The sequence below is a fragment of the Hymenobacter glacieicola genome (assembly GCF_014640315.1).
In the GTDB taxonomy this organism is placed as follows: Bacteria; Bacteroidota; Bacteroidia; order Cytophagales; family Hymenobacteraceae; genus Hymenobacter; species Hymenobacter glacieicola.
Genome location: NZ_BMGS01000002.1, coordinates 553,081 through 568,955, shown reverse-complemented (window position 1 = coordinate 568,955; position 15,875 = coordinate 553,081). Strand labels below are relative to the sequence as shown.

The following is a 15,875-nucleotide window of genomic DNA, read 5'->3' as shown; positions in this document are numbered from 1 at the left end:
CCGCGTATCTGGCTACTGCTTCACAAAGCGGCGGGTTTCTGAGCCGGCTTGGGTGGTAATTTTAAAGTAGTAAGTGCCCGCCGGCAAGTCAGCTACGTTTACTGCCAACGTGTGCTGGCCCTTTTCCACGTTGGCCTGCTGGGCCACTGTGCGCAGGGTATTGCCGCGGCCATCGAGCAGCTCGACGGTTACCGGACCGGCCTTCTTTACGGCGTACTCCAGCTGGCTGGTGCTCACCGCAGGGTTAGGATACACGCCCAAAGTGTTACCCCGCTCAGCGCCAGCGGAAGCATTAACGGGTGCATTGGGGTTGAGCAGCAGGAAGGTAACGGGCTGGAAATACCGGCGGGCCCCAGCATGGCGCTGGCGCTTGCCCGCCCACGCAGTGCGTTTCTGCGGCTGCTCAGGGGTAGCCGTGCGAGCCAGAATGGCCTTGGTATCGGCCGCCCATTTTTCGCGCTGGGGCTGTACTTCCTGGGCCAGCTTGGCAATGTCGCCTTCGTACTTCTGGGCCAGCTGGGCTACGTTCTGCAGAATGACCTTGGTTTCGGCGCGCAGCTGCTGGAGCTGCTGTTTCTGGGTTTCGGTAAGCTCGGGGCGGGTGCTGGCGGGCGTACCAGCGGGCCGGAAGCTCTGGCGCAGCGCTTTGCCTTTCTGGCGGGTTTCCTTAAGCTGGGCACGGTAGAGCGTGAGCTGGGCTTTGTCGGAGGTAGTCAGCTGCGCCTCCAACTTCTGCCGCTGCTGGCGCACCGTGGGCAGCACATTCAGCTGGTAGTATTCGCGGAGTTCTTTGCGAGCGGGAGAAGCCTGGCGGGCCTGTTGCGTATTCTGGGCTTGCACAGCCGAGCCCCCCAGAAGCAGGGACAGGGCCAAAGCGAGCGTAATGGCTTTCATACGAAGTGAAATGGTAGTGTGGGAAAAATGAAGGAGTATCCGGATGCACTGGCATAGATGCCGCCGCTGAGGCAGGGTTTAATCAGGGCACGAAAAAACCGCTTTAGATGGCTCTACAGCGGCTCATTTTTATGGTACACTTACATATCACTTCGAGCCGCGCGAGCAATCTGGGGCGTTCTAGCTTGCTCATCACCAGCCTGATGCGCCACATGCTCAGGAGAACAGGCGTAGAAAGTCTGAATGGTAAGCAGAAAGCAAGCACGCTAAACCGCTCTTGAGCTTGCGCCGACAGCAGAATCTGGTAAAAGCAATTCCCCGCGCACTCCACCAGGTAGGCCGGGTGCGCGGGGAATGCGCCTGACGTTCAAAAGAAACCTGCCAGGTTAGTTTACGCCGGTTGAGTCGGTTGACTGGGCTGACTGCCCGATAATTTCTTCCAGAGGCCCGGAGCTTACGAGCTGCTGGCGTAAGGTGTCCGCATCGGCGTCCAGCTGGGGTCGAATCTGGTCGAGGGCGAGGCGCAGGGCCTGCACGTCGGAGAGGCGGGCTGCTTTGGTTTGGCTGTAGCCGTGGTACATGGCCACTCGCACTTTGCTGCGGCCGGTGCCGGCATACGTGCCAATCACTTCGCCCTTGGAATTGATGACCTGCACTTCCGCTTTCACGTTCGTGCGGTACCACTCCAGGGGTATACCCAACAGGCTGGGAGTCATGAGGGTAAGCATCTGGAAGGCCTGCAGAACCCGGCCGGTACGCTGCACCTCAGCCTGGGTAACCACCAGCTTGGCAAAGCCAAACTTAACCGTATCAGGCTGCGGCTCGGCGAAGTGAAAGGACAACTCCTGCCGGAACACTTTGCTGGCGTCGTCGGGCAGGGCGCCTTCCGTAGTATTGAGTGGGCCGGGCTCCACTACCGCATCTAGTTTGGGCAGGCGGCCCAGGGCCACGGAGTTGTTGGAGCGTACCGTGTGAAACACTGCCTTCTCGGCGGATTTACAGCTGCCCAGGCCTAAGCCTAGCATCAGTATAAAAGCATGGGGGTAAAAACGAGTCATGTGTATCATTATCAAATTCCTACCGCTCCAGCGGAATACAAAATTACAGCAGAAGAACGCCAGAAGAATAGGATTTGATTTATGATATAAAACTAAAATATATAAATTTTCCTGTATTAAGAATTAAGTTATTGCAGGAGTGTAAACCAATGCCGGCTTAATGCAAAACGCCCCATCGCCAATTACGGCGGCGGGGCGTTTTGTTGCTACTATGTAAAGCAACGCAGTGAGGTGAGCTGTTTGTCTAGCCTCAGCGCCTCATGCGGCGCCAGCAATAAACTACACTGGCCTTTTTCTACCTGCTCACTCACTTCAGCAAATAGCTACAACGGGCCTACTGCAAGTTCACCCCCGTGGGTTAGTGGGTATGATGAGCCAAGGAACTGTCGGCTTCTGCCAGGTCCAGCACTGGGTCGGGGGCTACATAATTATCCACGAATTCGCCTTCCCAGCGGGCTACCACGGCCGTAGCCAGGCAGTTACCCATTACGTTTACGGCCGTGCGGGCCATGTCCATCAGGGCGTCAATGCCCAGAATGATGAACACGGGCCAGGCTGGCAGGTTAAACGAAGCCACCGTGGCCAGCAAAATCACCAGCGAAGCGCGCGGTACGCCCGCCACACCCTTCGAGGTCAGCATCAGGGTAAATACCATCACCAACTGCTGGCCAAACGACAGCTCCACCCCCGCGGCCTGGGCCACGAATACCGCGGCTAGGGATAGGTAGAGCGTGGTGCCATCCAGGTTAAACGAGTAGCCCGTTGGCATTACGAAGGCCACAATACGGCGCGGCACCCCAATGCTTTCCATGGCTTCCATGGCCCGGGGCAGGGCCGCTTCCGAGGAAGTAGTGGCAAACGCAATGCTCACCGGCTCGGCAATGGCTTGCACGAAGCGCTTGAGCGGAATGCGGGCAATCAGGGCAATGGGTACCAGCACCAGCAGCACAAAGACGGCCAACGCACCATACAAGGTTAGCAGCAGCTTAAAAGCGTTGAGCAGGGGCGCGAAACCCATTTTGCCCACGGTATATGCCAGGGCGCCGCCTACCCCCAGCGGGGCGAAGAACATGACCACGTTGGTGAACTTGAACATCACCTCCGACAAGCTTTCCGTCACTTGCAGCAGGGGCTGGCGGTGCTTCTGGTGCACCATGGCCAAACCAATGGCGAAGATGATGGCAAAAACTACCACCTGCAGCACCTGCCCCTCAGCCACCGATTTGGCAATGTTTTCCGGGAAAATGTGCAGGATAATGTCCGAGGTGCTTTGCTTCACGGTTTGTAGCTGCTCCGTGTCGGCGGCAATGCCGCTGCGGTCCACGCCTTCGCCGGCCCGGGTCAGGTTAATGGCGCCCAGCCCAATAAACAGGGCAAAGGTGGTGACCACTTCAAAGTAGATCAGCGCCTTCAGGCCCATTTTGCCTACCTGCTTCAGGTCGGCGTGGCCGGCAATGCCCACTACCAAGGTCGCAAATACCAGGGGCGCAATAATGGTTTTTACCAGCCGCAGGAACACGTCGCTGAGCACTTTAAGCTGCACGGCCTGGGCCGGGAAGTCGTGGCCGAGTTCAGCACCAACCAGCATGCTGACAACAATCCAGAAGGTGATGGAGCGCCGCTGCACGGCCAGGGCTACCGTAGCCAGAATGGCCAGCCAGCGGGCAGTCATGGGAATAACGGGGTCGAGGGCCAGCCAGCCCTGGGCGGCGGCAACCGTCAGGAAGGCAGCCACCAGAAACAGAATCAGAACAAGGGGGGCGAGTCGCGAAAACTTCATGCGCGGCAATTCAGGGAAAAGGAAATGGCGGGAATGCCACAAAGATAGGTTTCTGCAGGCGGAGTAGTGCGGCCTACCCCGGAGCTTCCGGAGGGCAGCCAAAAAAAGGCCCTGCCATAAGAGGCAGCACCTTGCTGACCTGCCAAAACGGCCCCAAATGGTGGCTGCGTACGCGTACTCTTGCGGCGAAGTAAACCTGATTTGCGCGTTATCTTCCGCCAAACTTTGCTTTCCTGCCGCTTATGCCCACCTGGACGCTTACCTCCCTGCCGCTACCCTTGCGCTACACCTGGAAAATCTCCCGCAATGCCTCCGACGCCAAAACCAACCTGATTGTGCGCGTGGTAGATGCCCAGGCCAGCGGAATGGGCGAAGCCGCGCCCAACGTTCGTTACGGTGAAACGCCGGAGGGCTTGCAGGCTGAGTTTGAGCAGCTCCAGGCGGCTGGGCTCAGCCAGTGTGCTACCCTGCCTGAGCTGACGGACTTTCTGGCGGCCCGCCCGCCGGCCCACGCCCTGCGGTTTGCCCTAGAATCGGCTTGGGTGCACTGGGAAGCCAGCCGGCAGCAGCAGTCGGTGGCCCAGTGGCTCGGGCTGGCGCCGCCGGCCCAGCAGGTGCCCACGGCCATGACCCTGCCCATCATGGAGCCGGGCAAGGTGGCTGATTTTGTGCGGGAGCAGAATCTGGGGCGCTTTCCCTGGCTCAAAATCAAGGTGAACCGCGAAGGGGCGGTGGAGTTGCTGCGCGAGGTAACCCGCCTGCTGCCCGGCCGCGAACTGCTTATCGACGGCAACGAGGCCTGGCCCGACGCCGACAGCCTGCTCCAAAGCTGGGAAGCCATTCGGGCCCTGCCTGGCCTGCAGGTGCGCCTGCTCGAACAGCCCCTGCCCGCCGCCCGTGCCGACGATTACCGCTACCTGAAAGGCCGCCTGGGTACGCCCGTATTCGCCGACGAATCGGTGACGGATGAGGCTGACTTCGCCGACATTGCCCGCCAGTTCGACGGGGTAAACATGAAGCTGATGAAAGCTGGCGGCTACTTCAATGGCCTGCGGATTCTGCGCGAAACGCGCCGCCACGGGCTGCAAACCATGCTCGGCTGCATGGTAGAAACTTCCCTGGGCATCTGGTCGGCCCTGCAGGTAAGCTCCCTGGCCGACGTCTGCGACTTGGACGGCTTCCTGGTGGTGCGGGACGAGCCGTTTGGACTGGTGCAGGAAACGCAGGGCCATTTGGTTGCCAAGTAGGCCGGCCAGGTCCGAAACGGCACCGGCCCGCTGAACACTGTTCAGCGGGCCGGTGCCGTTTCAACTAGCTTATTTCAGCTTGGCATCAATGGCCTGGATCTGCTTGTCTAGGGCTGCCGTATCGGCCGGGCGCTGGCTGTTGTTGGTCAGGAGGCTGATTTTCTGGTTGAGCAGCTGAATCTTCTCCGCCATCAGGCTGATTTTCGTGTTCATCTCCGACAGGCGGGATTCCATGGCCGCCGGGGTGGAAGGAGCCGGGCGCGGGTCCAGGTAGGTTTCGAACTTGGCTCCGGCAGGTACGGAGTTGTCGCCGCGGGCCTGGGCCGCGCTGGCAGGGGTAGCAAACACGATGTCGCCATTAGGGCGCACGTAGTCACCCTCTTTCAGGGTGGTGATTTTGCCGCCTGGCAGCTCCACAATGCCGCTCTTATAGTTAATCTTAGTGCCGTTGGAGAGCAGCACGTTTTTGTTAAGAGGCGTTGGGCGTTTGCCTTGCACCAGCACCACCTCACCGTTTTGCATGACAAAACGGTCGGAAGGGGCCGTGGCAACCGGACCAGCTACCGTGGATCCGGAGCTGGTTTGGGCAGTGGCCACTGAGGCCATCAACAGGCTTAGGGACAGGGCGGGCAAGAGCACGAAGTTCTTCATGGCAAATAGGGTAGGAGAGAGGTTTCCGCCTATTTACGCGGTTTACCCGCTGGTGTTCACTCCGGCAGCTTAACCGTGCACCTGAACCAAGGAAGACCGAGAGTAGCTATTTTTGAAGAAATAAGGCTACTGGTGTTGCAACATTAAATGTATGTACATATATTTGCAGCGTCATTCAGCCTTGCTATGCAACTCATGAAGATAGAAGACGAAATCAAGCAACCAGCCTTCAAGGACGATTTTCAGAAAGCCTATATCAATCTGATTTTTACGGCCGGATGGTTGCAGCTGCGCCAGAGTGCCAAGTTCAAGGAATACGGCCTGACCCTGCCTCAATTTAACATTTTACGCATTCTGCGCGGCCAGCACCCCAAGCCGGCCACGGTCAATCTGCTGATTGAGCGCATGTTGGACAAAACCAGTAATGCCTCTCGCATTGTCGATAAGCTGGAAACCAAGCAGTTGGTGACCCGCAAAGTATGCCCTAGCAACCGCCGGGCCGTTGACATCCGCATTACGGAAGCCGGTCTGGAGCTGCTGCAGCGCTTAGATGCCCTGATGGATTCCCAGCACATAGGCTTGCATAACCTTACCCCGCAGGAGGCCGCGCAACTCAGCGCCCTCCTCGATAAAGTCCGCGACTGACGGTTTCAGTTTCTTTCGATTTCCCTATTCCCTTTTTGCTTTTACGTCATGAAAAAAATGATTCTGCCAGCCCTGCTGGCTGCCTCCCTGTTCGCCGCTCCGGCTTTCGCTCAGAAGCCCGCCGTGAAGAAAACCAATCCCGGCACTGAGAAAGCGGCCAGTGTGGCTTACGCCGTGCAGCCCCAGCTAAGCACCTTGGGCTGGGTAGGCAAAAAAGTAACGGGCCAGCACAACGGCAACATCCAGTTTAAGGATGGCAATGTGCTCGTGCGCGGCAACCAGATTGTAGGTGGTACTTTCGTGGTGGATATGAACTCCCTGAAAGTGGAAGACATCAAGGAGCAGGAGTACAACGGCAAGCTGGTGGGCCACCTGCGTTCCGAGGACTTCTTCAGCATCGACAAGAACCCCACCTCAACCTTCAAAATCACCAGCCTGACCCCGCTCAAAGGCGATGCGAACGGTAACAACGCTACCGTAAACGGCGACCTGACCATTAAAGGCATCACCAAGCCGATTTCCTTCCCTGCCAAAGTGGGCGTGAAAAACGGCGTGGCTTCGGCCAGCGGCACCGCTACCATCGACCGTACCAAGTACGACATCAAGTACGGCTCGAAGTCGTTCTTCGAGAGCATCGGCGACAAAGCCATCATGGACGAATTCACCATGAGCTTCAACGTCATTGCCAAGAAGTAATTCTTGAGCTTTGGTAAAAGAAAACCCCCGCTGGCAGCGCCGGCAGGGGTTTTCTTTTAGCGTTAAATAGCGTCGTCGCCGAGGCCTAATGTCCGCCACTGGTGCTGGTTGGGGCCGGGCTGGCAGCCGGCGCCGAAGTAGGAGCCTGAGTAGGCACGGGCGTTACGGCAGCGCCGTTGCGTAGCGTAAGTTTGAGGGGCGCTACCCCGGTTTCGCGCAGGGCTACAATGCCGTATACGGTTTCGCCAGGATGAATTACCTTGTTGGTGAGGTCATACTTGGTGAATTCGTTGCGCATGTTTTTATTGGCCGAGCTAGCCCCGATAATGTTGCCAGCTGCCACAAAAGGACCCCAGGGAAACAATGTGCCGCCGGTTGTCTGTCCAGTGTAGGGGTCACGGGTGCCGCCAATTTGCCCAATACCCAGCACATACAGCAGATAGATGGCCACGCCCTGCTTCAAGTCGTTGGCAGCCTGCACCGACGGCACAGGCATAATGGGCCGGTCACTGAAGGTTAATTCCAGGTCGCGGGAGAAATTAAGATCGGCTCCGGTGTTATTCTTAATTTGCACAGCCACCACTTGATAGCCCTGCTTGCGCTCCTTCTTGACGTATTTCTATTTGAGCCGCCGTTGAGTAGGGCGCTGTAGCGGTAGCTAAAATCGACGGGTGCCCCGGCCACATTGCTGGCTTGGTAGGAGCTGATACGCTCAGGACGGATAGCAGAGTAACTGCCAGCACAGCTGGATAGGAGCACCGTAGCTGAGGCCACAGCCGCAAAATGGGTAAAGAGTTTTTTTCATAGAATAAGTGAACTGAAACGGCTTTGCGCTAAGTCAAATCTTGGCTTGCTCAACAAAGCTATTGGTCTCGTGCACGTGCTGTATGCTGGAAATGAAAGAATTATGAATTATCTTCTCTAAGTCCAGAACTTTATCGGAAATGCTGAACTACAGCACATTATAACTTGCTTCATGTCGTACTATAAACCGGCCTGGGTAAGATGAATGGCCAGCCTTCCGTTTTTCTCCTACGTGTTGGCAAAACGGTTTTACTCTGGTAGCTCCAGCTCCCGCGGTAGCTCAAATTTCAGACTGCGGCTTTTGGCGCGGGCGTGCAGCTGTTGCAAGAAATCATCCATTTCTGCCTTGTATTCCAGCCACAAATCCTCGTGCAGGTTTTGCAGAATCAGCTGAGCGGTGCGCGCCGCCAGCCGGGCCGTGCTGGTGTAAAACCCGGCGTACACACTCTCAAACTGGCCCGTATAGTTCTCGAAAATGTGGCGCAAGGTAAATAAGTTGAGGTCTACCTCCAGGCGCTTATCCTTGGTGATGCGGCGGGCGCGGGCTACTTCCTTGGTGGCTTTCTGCAGGGCTTTGGTAAGGCTACGGTTAAGCAGGCGGCCGGTAGCACCCACGGCAAATAGCTCGTGAATCTGGTCAGAGGCCTGCTCAAACACGGTTTCACTGGTTACCTCCGGCAGCAGCTCAAAGCACAGCGTATCGTACAGCTCAGCGTCGCGACGGGCTGCCCGCAGCAGCAAGGTTTCCTTTTCCTTGTCAGATAAACGTTTGAGGGCACGCTTGAATTCGGCAGACGGGACGGGCATGGAACAGGGGTAGGCGGCAGATAAAAGTCAAAAGTAGCCCGGAAACGGCGCAGATAGGAATCAGCACTAGCGTAGACGTTGGCAGCCCGGTTACTGTTTTGCTTTCCTTTGTCCTACGTATGACCTTGCTAGCTGTCAGCGGCTCATAACCTAAACGTAGCGAAAACAAAAGCCAGTAAAGGTGATAGGGTTGCTACTGTACGTATCTTATTCATTTTGATTTACATAGGGGCAGCAGCGGCTTCTAAAGCAAACTTTCCAGGCTGCGGAAACGATTCAGCGTCTTAGCAGGTTATACGAGGCCAGTCGGGACGATGAAATCCGGCTTTTTGGTTGCTTCTCCGTATTTTTGTGCCATGAACAGCAAACCGCAAATCGAGTACGACGAGGACGTTCTGCTCCTGGAAGAAACCATTGACGTCCGCGACTTGGTCGTGTACAACGACGACATCAATACGTTCGACCACGTCATCAAAACGCTCATGGACGTGTGCGGCCACCAGCCGGAGCAGGCCGAGCAGTGCACCTTGCTTATTCATTACAAAGGGCAGTGCACGGTAAAGCACGGCGCCTACGACGAACTGGCAAGCATGTGCACCGCCATCCACGACCGGGGCATTTCGGCCGACGTAGTGTAGCCTGTTTATCGGCTGAAAAAATCTGTCATCCTGCGTTTGCGACGGACCTATCAGGCGGCAATTGTTGTTTAAAAACAGGCTGCCTGATCAACCAGCGCGCGCCCTGGATGACAGTTCTTTTACCCTCTTCCCGACCTGAATGGAATTTCCTTCCAAACTGATAGAAAGCGCCGTTGGCGAGTTATCGAAGCTGCCCGGAGTAGGCAAGAAAACGGCCCTGCGGCTGGCCTTGCACCTGCTCAAGGCCGAAGCCGACACCACCGCTACTCTGGCGGAGGCCCTGGCCAAAATGCGCTTCGAAATTCGTTACTGCGACACTTGCCACAATATTTCTGATACGCCGGAGTGCAGCATCTGCGCCAACCAACTGCGCGACCAGAGCACGGTGTGCGTGGTGTCGGACATCCGCGACGTTATTGCCATTGAAAATACGGCCCAATACCAGGGCATGTACCACGTGCTGGGTGGCGTCATTTCGCCCATTGAAGGCATCGGGCCGTCTGATCTGACCATTGATTCCCTGGTGGAGCGCGTCACGAAGGAAGGCTCCGAAATCCGGGAGGTAATCCTGGCCATCAGCCCTACCATGGAAGGCGACACCACGGCTTTTTACCTCTCACGCAAGCTCCGCGACCTGCCCGAGCTGAATGTGAGCACCATTGCCCGCGGCATTCCCATGGGCGGCGAGCTGGAATATGCCGACGAAATTACCCTGGGCCGCAGTATTGTGGAGCGCCAGCGCCAGGCGCGGTAATCGTCCTGAATGGATACGCAGCAGAAAGCCCTACCTGGAGAGGTAGGGCTTTTTCGTTGCCAGGTAAATACTAGCTCAACCGGAAAGCAGCTTTATTGGCTCAAAACCACCCTTGCTGCTTGCGGGGTTCTTAGAACAGGGAGAGTCTGCTTACCTTTCGCGGCCTTTCCTGCTCTGCGCCCGTGCCGTCTGCCGTTGCCCTGTCCGTCGTAATTGTCAACTATAACGTCTGCTACTTTCTGGAGCAGGCGCTGCTGTCGGTGCGGCTGGCCGTGGAAAAGCTGGGCCGGCCGGTGGAGGTGTTCGTGGTGGACAACAACTCCGTGGACGGCTCGGTGGCCATGGTGAAGGCCCGTTTTCCGGAGGTCATCCTTCTCGAAAACCACGACAACCCCGGCTTCTCGAAGGCTAACAACCAGGCCCTGCGCCGGGCCCGCGGCCAGTACGTGCTGCTGCTCAACCCCGACACGGTAGTCGAGGAAGATACCTTCCGGCTGTGCTGCGAGTTCATGGACGCCCACCCCGACGCGGGCGGGCTGGGGGTGAAGATGCTCGACGGGCAGGGCATGTTTCTGCCGGAAAGCAAGCGCGGGCTGCCTACCCCCTGGGTGGCGTTTTATAAGATATTCGGGCTGGCCAAGCTGTTTCCGAAGTCGCGGCGGTTTGGCCGCTACCATTTGGGCTTTCTGAGCCCAGAGCATACCCACGAAATTGAGGTGCTCAGCGGGGCCTTTATGCTCATGCGCAAAGCCGCGCTGGACCAAGTGGGCCTGCTGGACGAGGACTACTTCATGTACGGCGAGGACATCGACCTGTCGTACCGGCTAACGCAGGGCGGCTGGAAAAACTACTATTTTGCCGGCACCCGCATCATTCACTACAAGGGCGAGAGCACCAAGCGCACGAGCGTGAACTACGTGTTCGTGTTCTACCGGGCCATGGTGATTTTTGCCCGCAAACACTTCGCCCCGAACCGGGCGGGCGCCTTCAGCTTCCTGATAAATCTGGCCATCTGGCTGCGGGCCGGGGCGGCGGTGGCCCAGCGGTTGGTGGTGCAGGCCGCCCCCGTGCTGCTGGATGCCGGCCTGATTTACGGGGGCATGTACTTCCTGAAAACCTACTGGGAGCAAAACCACCGCTACGTGCGCGGGCCCTACCCGGATAACTACATGGCAGTGGCCGTGCCCGTGTACGTGGGCGTGTGGCTGCTCTCGGCCTTTTTCAGCGGGGCCTACGACAAGCCCACCCGTGCCAGCCGCATTGTGCGGGGCATCTTCGTGGGCACGGTCTTGATTTCGGCGTTCAGCAATTTCTTGGACGCTTGGCGCTTTTCCAAAGCCCTGATTGTGCTGGGCGGGGTGTGGGCTGTGGCGGCTTTGGTTCTGCGCCGGGTAGCCACCAACTTCATTCGGCACCGCCGCTTCAGCCTCACCGACGAGCACCAGAAAAACGTGGCTATTGTGGGCTCGGCGGAAGAGGCCCAGCGGGTGCGCCACCTGCTGGAACACGCCGGGGCGCCGGCCCGGGTTATCGGTTACATTGAGCCGGGCACTTCCGCCGCTAAAGCCGCGCCGGTGGCCGATGACTTGCTCGGGGAAGTGCGCCAGCTCGACGATATTATTCGCATCTATAACCTCAACGAGCTGATTTTCTGCGGCCGCGACCTGGCCGCCAGCCAGATTATCGGGCTGATGGTGGAGCTGCACCGCCAGCCGCCGGTAGAGTACAAGATTTTGCCCCAGGGTAGTGAGTACATCATCGGCAGCTCGGGCAAAGACTCCTCAGGCGACTACTACACCCTCGACATTACCCTGAACCTGTTCCGGCCGGCCCAGATTCGCAACAAGCGCCTGCTCGATATTCTGGTGAGTTTACTGCTACTGCTGGCCTCGCCGGTGGTAGTATGGGCGCAGCAGCATAAGCTGGGCTTCCTGCGTAACTGCCTGCGGGTGCTGGCCGGCTCGCGCACCTGGGTGGGGCTGCGCTACGCCACGGCCCCGCGCCGCCTGGCCCGGGCCGTGCTTTCTGCCGCCGATGCCGCCCCGGGCACCACGGCCCCGCTGACGGCCGCCACCCGCCGCCGCCTGGAACTGCTGTACGCCAAGGAGTACGAGGCCAGCACCGACCTGGCCCTGCTGCTGCGCTGCTTCCGCTGGCTGGGCCGGGAAGCCTAGGGCCGACAAGGGGAATTTGCGCACCAACAGCAGGGGAGAGGGCGGAGAGTTTCGCGCGACACTCCGTACATTCCCCGTACCTTTGTAGCCTTCCCAACCACCCGTTTTCTCATGTCCGAAGCTACCGCCCTCGCCCCCCTCGTACTTTCCGACCGTATCAATGCCATGCAGGAGTCGCAGACGATTGCCATGGCTAAAAAAGCCCGCGAGCTGGCCGCCCAGGGCGTGGATGTGATTAGCCTCAGCTTCGGCGAGCCGGACTTTCAAACCCCGCAGTACATCAAGGACGCCGCCAAAAAGGCCCTGGACGAAGGCTTTACCTTCTATACGCCCGTGCCTGGCTACCCCGATCTGCGCCAGGCTATCTGCGACAAGTTCAAGCGCGACAACCAGCTCGACTACAAGCCCGAAAACATTGTGGTAAGCACCGGGGCCAAGCAGGCCCTAGCCAACGCCGTGCTGAGCCTGGTGAACCCCGGCGACGAGGTCATCGTGTTTTCGCCGTATTGGGTCAGCTACGAGGAAATGGTACGGCTGGCCGATGGCACGACGGTGCAGCTGGTGGGCTCCCTGGAAAACGACTTCAAAGTGACGGCCGCGGAGCTGGAAGCGGCCATTACGCCCCGCACCAAGCTCATCATGTATTCCTCGCCCTGCAACCCTACGGGGGCCGTATTTTCCCGCCAGGAGTTGAGCGCCATTGCCGAGGTAGTAGCCCGCAACCCCCAGGTGTACGTGCTGGCCGATGAGATTTACGAGTACATCAACTTCGTGGGGGAGCACGTGAGCATTGCTCAGTTCGCCGCTATCAAGGACCGTGTCATCACGGTGAATGGCTTTTCGAAGGGGTATGCCATGACGGGCTGGCGCGTGGGTTACCTGGCCGCCAGCAAGGAAATTGCCTGCGCCTGCGAGAAAATGCAAAGCCAGATTACCTCCGGCACCTGCGCCATGACCCAGCGCGCGGCCCTGGCCGCCCTGCAGGGTGGCCGCTCTTCGGCCGATGAAATGGTGGAAGCTTACCGCCGCCGCCGCGACCTGGTGCTGGAACTGGTAAAGGAAATTCCTGGCTTCCGCACGCCTACCCCCAGCGGCGCATTCTATATTTTCCCCGATGTGACGGGCTACTTCGGCAAAACCACTCCCACCGGCGAGGTTATCAAGTCGGCCATGGATTTGTCGTTGTTTATGCTTCATGATGCCCACGTAGCCGCCGTGGATGGCTCGGCATTTGGCGCCCCCAACTGCATCCGCTTCAGCACCGCCGCCGCCGATGAAAAGCTGCGGGAAGCCTTTATTCGCCTCAAGAACAGCCTCGCGAAACTGAAATAGTAGGCAAAGCCAACGGTATTTTGGTATTTAAATAAGCGCCACGCCCTTACAAGGGGTGTGGCGTTTTTCTTTTCTGAACCGTCAATCCGAGTGGGAGTGAGGAATCTGAGTCCATCACTTAACGGCTGGCCTCAAATTCCTTGCTGCTACTTGGAATGACAGCCAAAACTTACCTTTGCGGCCTTCATCTCCTGAACCTGCCGTAATGCCTGCTGCCGCCCTGCCCGTTTCCCTGCCTGAATTGTTTGCTGCGTTCAACAACCTGACGGTGCTCATCGTGGGGGATGTAATGATGGACGCCTACGTATGGGGCAAGGCAGCCCGCCTTTCTCCCGAAGCGCCGGTGCCGGTAGTGAACGTGAGCCGGACGGAGCAGCGCCTGGGTGGGGCCGCCAACGTGGCCCTGAACGTGCAGGCCCTGGGCGCTACCCCGCTGCTCTGCGCCGTAATAGGGGAGGACCAGGGCGGCGACCAACTCCTGGAACTGCTGCACACCACGGGCCTTTCAGCCGCCGGCATTGTGCGCTCGGCCCACCGGCCTACTACCGTCAAGCAGCGCATCCTAGCCCACGGCCAGCAGCTGCTGCGCATCGATTCGGAAGTAGAAACCGACCTGAACGCCACCGAAAACGCCGACTTGGTAGTGCGCTATGAGCAGCTCCTTGGGCAGGCCGACGTGGTCATCTTCGAGGATTACGACAAGGGCGTGCTCAACGAGGCCAGTATTCAGCACTTCATCCAGCTGGCCCGGCAGCGCAATATTCCCACCGTCGTTGACCCCAAGAAGAAGAACTTCCTGGCTTACCGCCACTGCACTCTGTTCAAGCCCAACCTCAAGGAGCTGCGCGAGGGCCTGAAGCTGGAGTTCGGCGACACCGAAGCCGACCGCCCCGCCTTTGAAAGCGCCGTGGCCCGGCTGCGCGAACTGCTTACCCCCGAAATCGTGCTGGTTACCCTCTCCGAGCGCGGCGTGTTCGTGGAAAACGGCAGCCTTACCCGTACCTACATTCCGGCCCACTTACGCACCATTTCCGACGTTTCCGGTGCCGGCGACACGGTTATCAGCATTGCCGCCCTGTGCGTGGCTCTGGGGCTATCTGCACCCGTTACGGCCGCGTTGGCCAACCTGGGCGGCGGGCTAGTGTGCGAGCAAGTGGGGGTAGTGCCCATCGAAAAGCAGCAGCTCTTGGCCGAGGCCGAAGGGGTAGGGCTAATGCTGTAAAACTGTTGAAATCAGTCAAACAAAAACGTGTCATTCCGAGCAAAGCGAGGAATCTGAGTCAGCCTCCTGTGGGGTAACTCAGATTCCTCGCTTTGCTCGGAATGACACGTTGGTGCGCGATAGGCCTACCGGCGGCTGTGCTCTTTTACCGTTTCGATGAACACCTTCACATTGTCCGGGTTGGTGTCGGGGTAGACGCCGTGGCCCAGGTTGGCAATGTGGCGGTGCTTGCCAAACTGCTCCAGCATCTGGAGGGTAGCGGCGCGCACTTGCTCCGGGGTGCCGTAGAGGGCGCAGGGGTCAAGGTTACCCTGCAGGGTTTTGTCGCCGACGAGCGGGCGCACGGCGCGCGGATCCTGGTTCCAGTCCAGGCCGATGGTGCGGCAGGGCAGCTGGGCAAACTCCTCCACGGCCCAGAAGGCGCCTTTGGCAAACACCGTCACGGGCACTTCCGGAATGGCCTGGCAGATTTCGGCAATGTAGCGGGTGCTGAACTCCCGGTAGTGGGCGGGGGGCAGAATGCCGGCCCAGGAGTCGAACACCTGAATGATATTGGCCCCGGCCTGCACCTGCGCGCGTAGGTAGGCAATGGTAGTAGCCGTGATTTTGCGCAGCAGCTCGTGGGCCAACGCCGGCTCCGCGTACAACATGCGGCGGGCCTTGCTGAAGGTTTTCGAGCCGTGACCTTCCACCATATAAGCCAGAATGGTCCAGGGCGCGCCAGCAAACCCGATGAGCGGCACGCGGCCGTTGAGGGCGCGCTTAGTTACCCGAATGGCTTCCAGCACGTAGCCCAGGTGCTCCTCGGGGTCGGCGATGCGCATGCGGGCTACGTCGTGGGCCGTTTTGATGGTTTCGGGGAACAGCGGACCGCGGGCTTCCACCATCTCGTAGGTCAGGCCCATGGCCTCGGGCACCACCAGAATATCGGAGAAGATAATGGCCGCGTCTACGTCCAGCGCATCCACGGGCTGAATGGTAACTTCGGCGGCGAGTTCGGGCGTTTCTACCAGTTCTTTAAAGCCGCTGAGGCGGGCGCGCAGGGCGCGGTACTCGGGCAGGATGCGGCCAGCCTGGCGCATCAGCCACACGGGCGTGCGCTCAGTTTCTTCGCCACGGGCGGCACGGAGGAGGAGGTCGTTCTTTAGCATAACTGCCGCAAAGGTACAAACG

At 58.8% G+C, this 15,875-nt stretch carries 15 protein-coding genes; 8 read left to right on the top strand and 7 right to left on the bottom strand.

Features of this window, described 5'->3' with window-relative positions:
• Nucleotides 1–12: 12 nt before the first annotated feature.
• From IEW18_RS05520 to IEW18_RS05510, 3 genes are all read right to left on the bottom strand, one after another.
• Nucleotides 13–894: a T9SS type A sorting domain-containing protein gene (locus IEW18_RS05520; protein ID WP_188556816.1), complete on the bottom strand. Its 882-nt coding sequence runs from the start codon at nt 892–894 to the stop codon at nt 13–15.
• 386 nt (nt 895–1,280) lie between these two features.
• The gene (locus IEW18_RS05515; protein WP_188556815.1) at nt 1,281–1,919 is read right to left on the bottom strand and encodes a hypothetical protein; all 639 of its coding nucleotides are present in this window, start codon (nt 1,917–1,919) and stop codon (nt 1,281–1,283) included.
• Between the two features lie 391 nt (nt 1,920–2,310).
• Complete coding sequence (locus IEW18_RS05510) at nt 2,311–3,732, bottom strand: dicarboxylate/amino acid:cation symporter (RefSeq protein WP_188556814.1); 1,422 nt, start codon at nt 3,730–3,732, stop codon at nt 2,311–2,313.
• 242 nt (nt 3,733–3,974) lie between these two features.
• Between IEW18_RS05510 and IEW18_RS05505 the strand changes: the two genes are divergently transcribed.
• The gene (locus IEW18_RS05505; RefSeq protein WP_188556813.1) at nt 3,975–4,979 is read left to right on the top strand and encodes a dipeptide epimerase; all 1,005 of its coding nucleotides are present in this window, start codon (nt 3,975–3,977) and stop codon (nt 4,977–4,979) included.
• 69 nt (nt 4,980–5,048) lie between these two features.
• Here IEW18_RS05505 and IEW18_RS05500 read toward each other — a convergent pair whose 3' ends face one another.
• Nucleotides 5,049–5,630 (bottom strand): DUF6799 domain-containing protein, encoded by a 582-nt coding sequence (locus IEW18_RS05500; RefSeq protein WP_188556812.1) that lies wholly within the window; start codon nt 5,628–5,630, stop codon nt 5,049–5,051.
• A 195-nt stretch (nt 5,631–5,825) separates the two neighbouring features.
• On the opposite strand from IEW18_RS05500, the gene IEW18_RS05495 reads away from it, so the two are divergent.
• Both IEW18_RS05495 and IEW18_RS05490 read left to right on the top strand, forming a co-directional pair.
• The gene (locus IEW18_RS05495) at nt 5,826–6,275 is read left to right on the top strand and encodes a MarR family winged helix-turn-helix transcriptional regulator (RefSeq protein ID WP_188556811.1); all 450 of its coding nucleotides are present in this window, start codon (nt 5,826–5,828) and stop codon (nt 6,273–6,275) included.
• A gap of 48 nt (nt 6,276–6,323) precedes the next feature.
• A complete protein-coding gene (locus tag IEW18_RS05490; RefSeq protein ID WP_188556810.1) occupies nt 6,324–6,971 on the top strand; it encodes a YceI family protein in 648 nt (215 codons plus the stop codon).
• A gap of 85 nt (nt 6,972–7,056) precedes the next feature.
• On the opposite strand, the gene IEW18_RS05485 is transcribed toward IEW18_RS05490, so the two are convergent.
• Together IEW18_RS05485 and IEW18_RS05480 are read right to left on the bottom strand one after the other, a co-directional pair.
• Entirely contained in the window at nt 7,057–7,545 is a 489-nt protein-coding gene (locus IEW18_RS05485; RefSeq protein ID WP_188556809.1) for a hypothetical protein, read from the bottom strand.
• Nucleotides 7,546–8,024: 479 nt separating this feature from the next.
• On the bottom strand, nt 8,025–8,582 hold the full coding sequence (locus IEW18_RS05480) for a hypothetical protein (protein ID WP_188556808.1): 558 nt from the start codon (nt 8,580–8,582) through the stop codon (nt 8,025–8,027).
• Nucleotides 8,583–8,938: 356 nt separating this feature from the next.
• Between IEW18_RS05480 and IEW18_RS05475 the strand changes: the two genes are divergently transcribed.
• The 5 genes from IEW18_RS05475 (at nt 8,939) to IEW18_RS05455 (ending at nt 14,702) form a co-directional block, all read left to right on the top strand.
• A complete protein-coding gene (locus IEW18_RS05475; protein ID WP_110979647.1) occupies nt 8,939–9,220 on the top strand; it encodes an ATP-dependent Clp protease adaptor ClpS in 282 nt (93 codons plus the stop codon).
• 139 nt (nt 9,221–9,359) lie between these two features.
• Nucleotides 9,360–9,974 carry a recombination mediator RecR gene (gene recR, locus IEW18_RS05470; RefSeq protein ID WP_188556807.1) on the top strand — a complete coding sequence of 205 codons (615 nt, stop codon included), beginning with the start codon at nt 9,360–9,362 and terminating at the stop codon, nt 9,972–9,974.
• A gap of 182 nt (nt 9,975–10,156) precedes the next feature.
• The gene (locus IEW18_RS05465; RefSeq protein WP_188556806.1) at nt 10,157–12,148 is read left to right on the top strand and encodes a glycosyltransferase family 2 protein; all 1,992 of its coding nucleotides are present in this window, start codon (nt 10,157–10,159) and stop codon (nt 12,146–12,148) included.
• A gap of 111 nt (nt 12,149–12,259) precedes the next feature.
• The gene (locus IEW18_RS05460) at nt 12,260–13,480 is read left to right on the top strand and encodes a pyridoxal phosphate-dependent aminotransferase (RefSeq protein ID WP_188556805.1); all 1,221 of its coding nucleotides are present in this window, start codon (nt 12,260–12,262) and stop codon (nt 13,478–13,480) included.
• 205 nt (nt 13,481–13,685) lie between these two features.
• Complete coding sequence (locus tag IEW18_RS05455; RefSeq protein ID WP_188556804.1) at nt 13,686–14,702, top strand: bifunctional heptose 7-phosphate kinase/heptose 1-phosphate adenyltransferase; 1,017 nt, start codon at nt 13,686–13,688, stop codon at nt 14,700–14,702.
• Nucleotides 14,703–14,827: 125 nt separating this feature from the next.
• Here IEW18_RS05455 and hemE read toward each other — a convergent pair whose 3' ends face one another.
• On the bottom strand, nt 14,828–15,853 hold the full coding sequence (gene hemE / locus IEW18_RS05450; protein WP_188556803.1) for a uroporphyrinogen decarboxylase: 1,026 nt from the start codon (nt 15,851–15,853) through the stop codon (nt 14,828–14,830).
• Between the last annotated feature and the right edge of the window lie 22 nt (nt 15,854–15,875).

Excerpts from the sequence above, each read along its gene's own strand:
- IEW18_RS05495 (WP_188556811.1), top strand. The coding sequence starts at position 5,826 with ATGAAGATAGAAGACGAAATCAAGCAACCAGCCTTCAAGGACGATTTT.
- recR (WP_188556807.1), top strand. The coding sequence starts at position 9,360 with ATGGAATTTCCTTCCAAACTGATAGAAAGCGCCGTTGGCGAGTTATCG.
- IEW18_RS05475 (WP_110979647.1), top strand. The coding sequence starts at position 8,939 with ATGAACAGCAAACCGCAAATCGAGTACGACGAGGACGTTCTGCTCCTG.
- IEW18_RS05510 (WP_188556814.1), bottom strand. The coding sequence starts at position 3,732 with ATGAAGTTTTCGCGACTCGCCCCCCTTGTTCTGATTCTGTTTCTGGTG.
- IEW18_RS05515 (WP_188556815.1), bottom strand. The coding sequence starts at position 1,919 with ATGCTAGGCTTAGGCCTGGGCAGCTGTAAATCCGCCGAGAAGGCAGTG.
- IEW18_RS05505 (WP_188556813.1), top strand. The coding sequence starts at position 3,975 with ATGCCCACCTGGACGCTTACCTCCCTGCCGCTACCCTTGCGCTACACC.
- IEW18_RS05460 (WP_188556805.1), top strand. The coding sequence starts at position 12,260 with ATGTCCGAAGCTACCGCCCTCGCCCCCCTCGTACTTTCCGACCGTATC.
- hemE (WP_188556803.1), bottom strand. The coding sequence starts at position 15,853 with ATGCTAAAGAACGACCTCCTCCTCCGTGCCGCCCGTGGCGAAGAAACT.
- IEW18_RS05520 (WP_188556816.1), bottom strand. The coding sequence starts at position 894 with ATGAAAGCCATTACGCTCGCTTTGGCCCTGTCCCTGCTTCTGGGGGGC.
- IEW18_RS05490 (WP_188556810.1), top strand. The coding sequence starts at position 6,324 with ATGAAAAAAATGATTCTGCCAGCCCTGCTGGCTGCCTCCCTGTTCGCC.
- IEW18_RS05455 (WP_188556804.1), top strand. The coding sequence starts at position 13,686 with ATGCCTGCTGCCGCCCTGCCCGTTTCCCTGCCTGAATTGTTTGCTGCG.
- IEW18_RS05500 (WP_188556812.1), bottom strand. The coding sequence starts at position 5,630 with ATGAAGAACTTCGTGCTCTTGCCCGCCCTGTCCCTAAGCCTGTTGATG.
- IEW18_RS05480 (WP_188556808.1), bottom strand. The coding sequence starts at position 8,582 with ATGCCCGTCCCGTCTGCCGAATTCAAGCGTGCCCTCAAACGTTTATCT.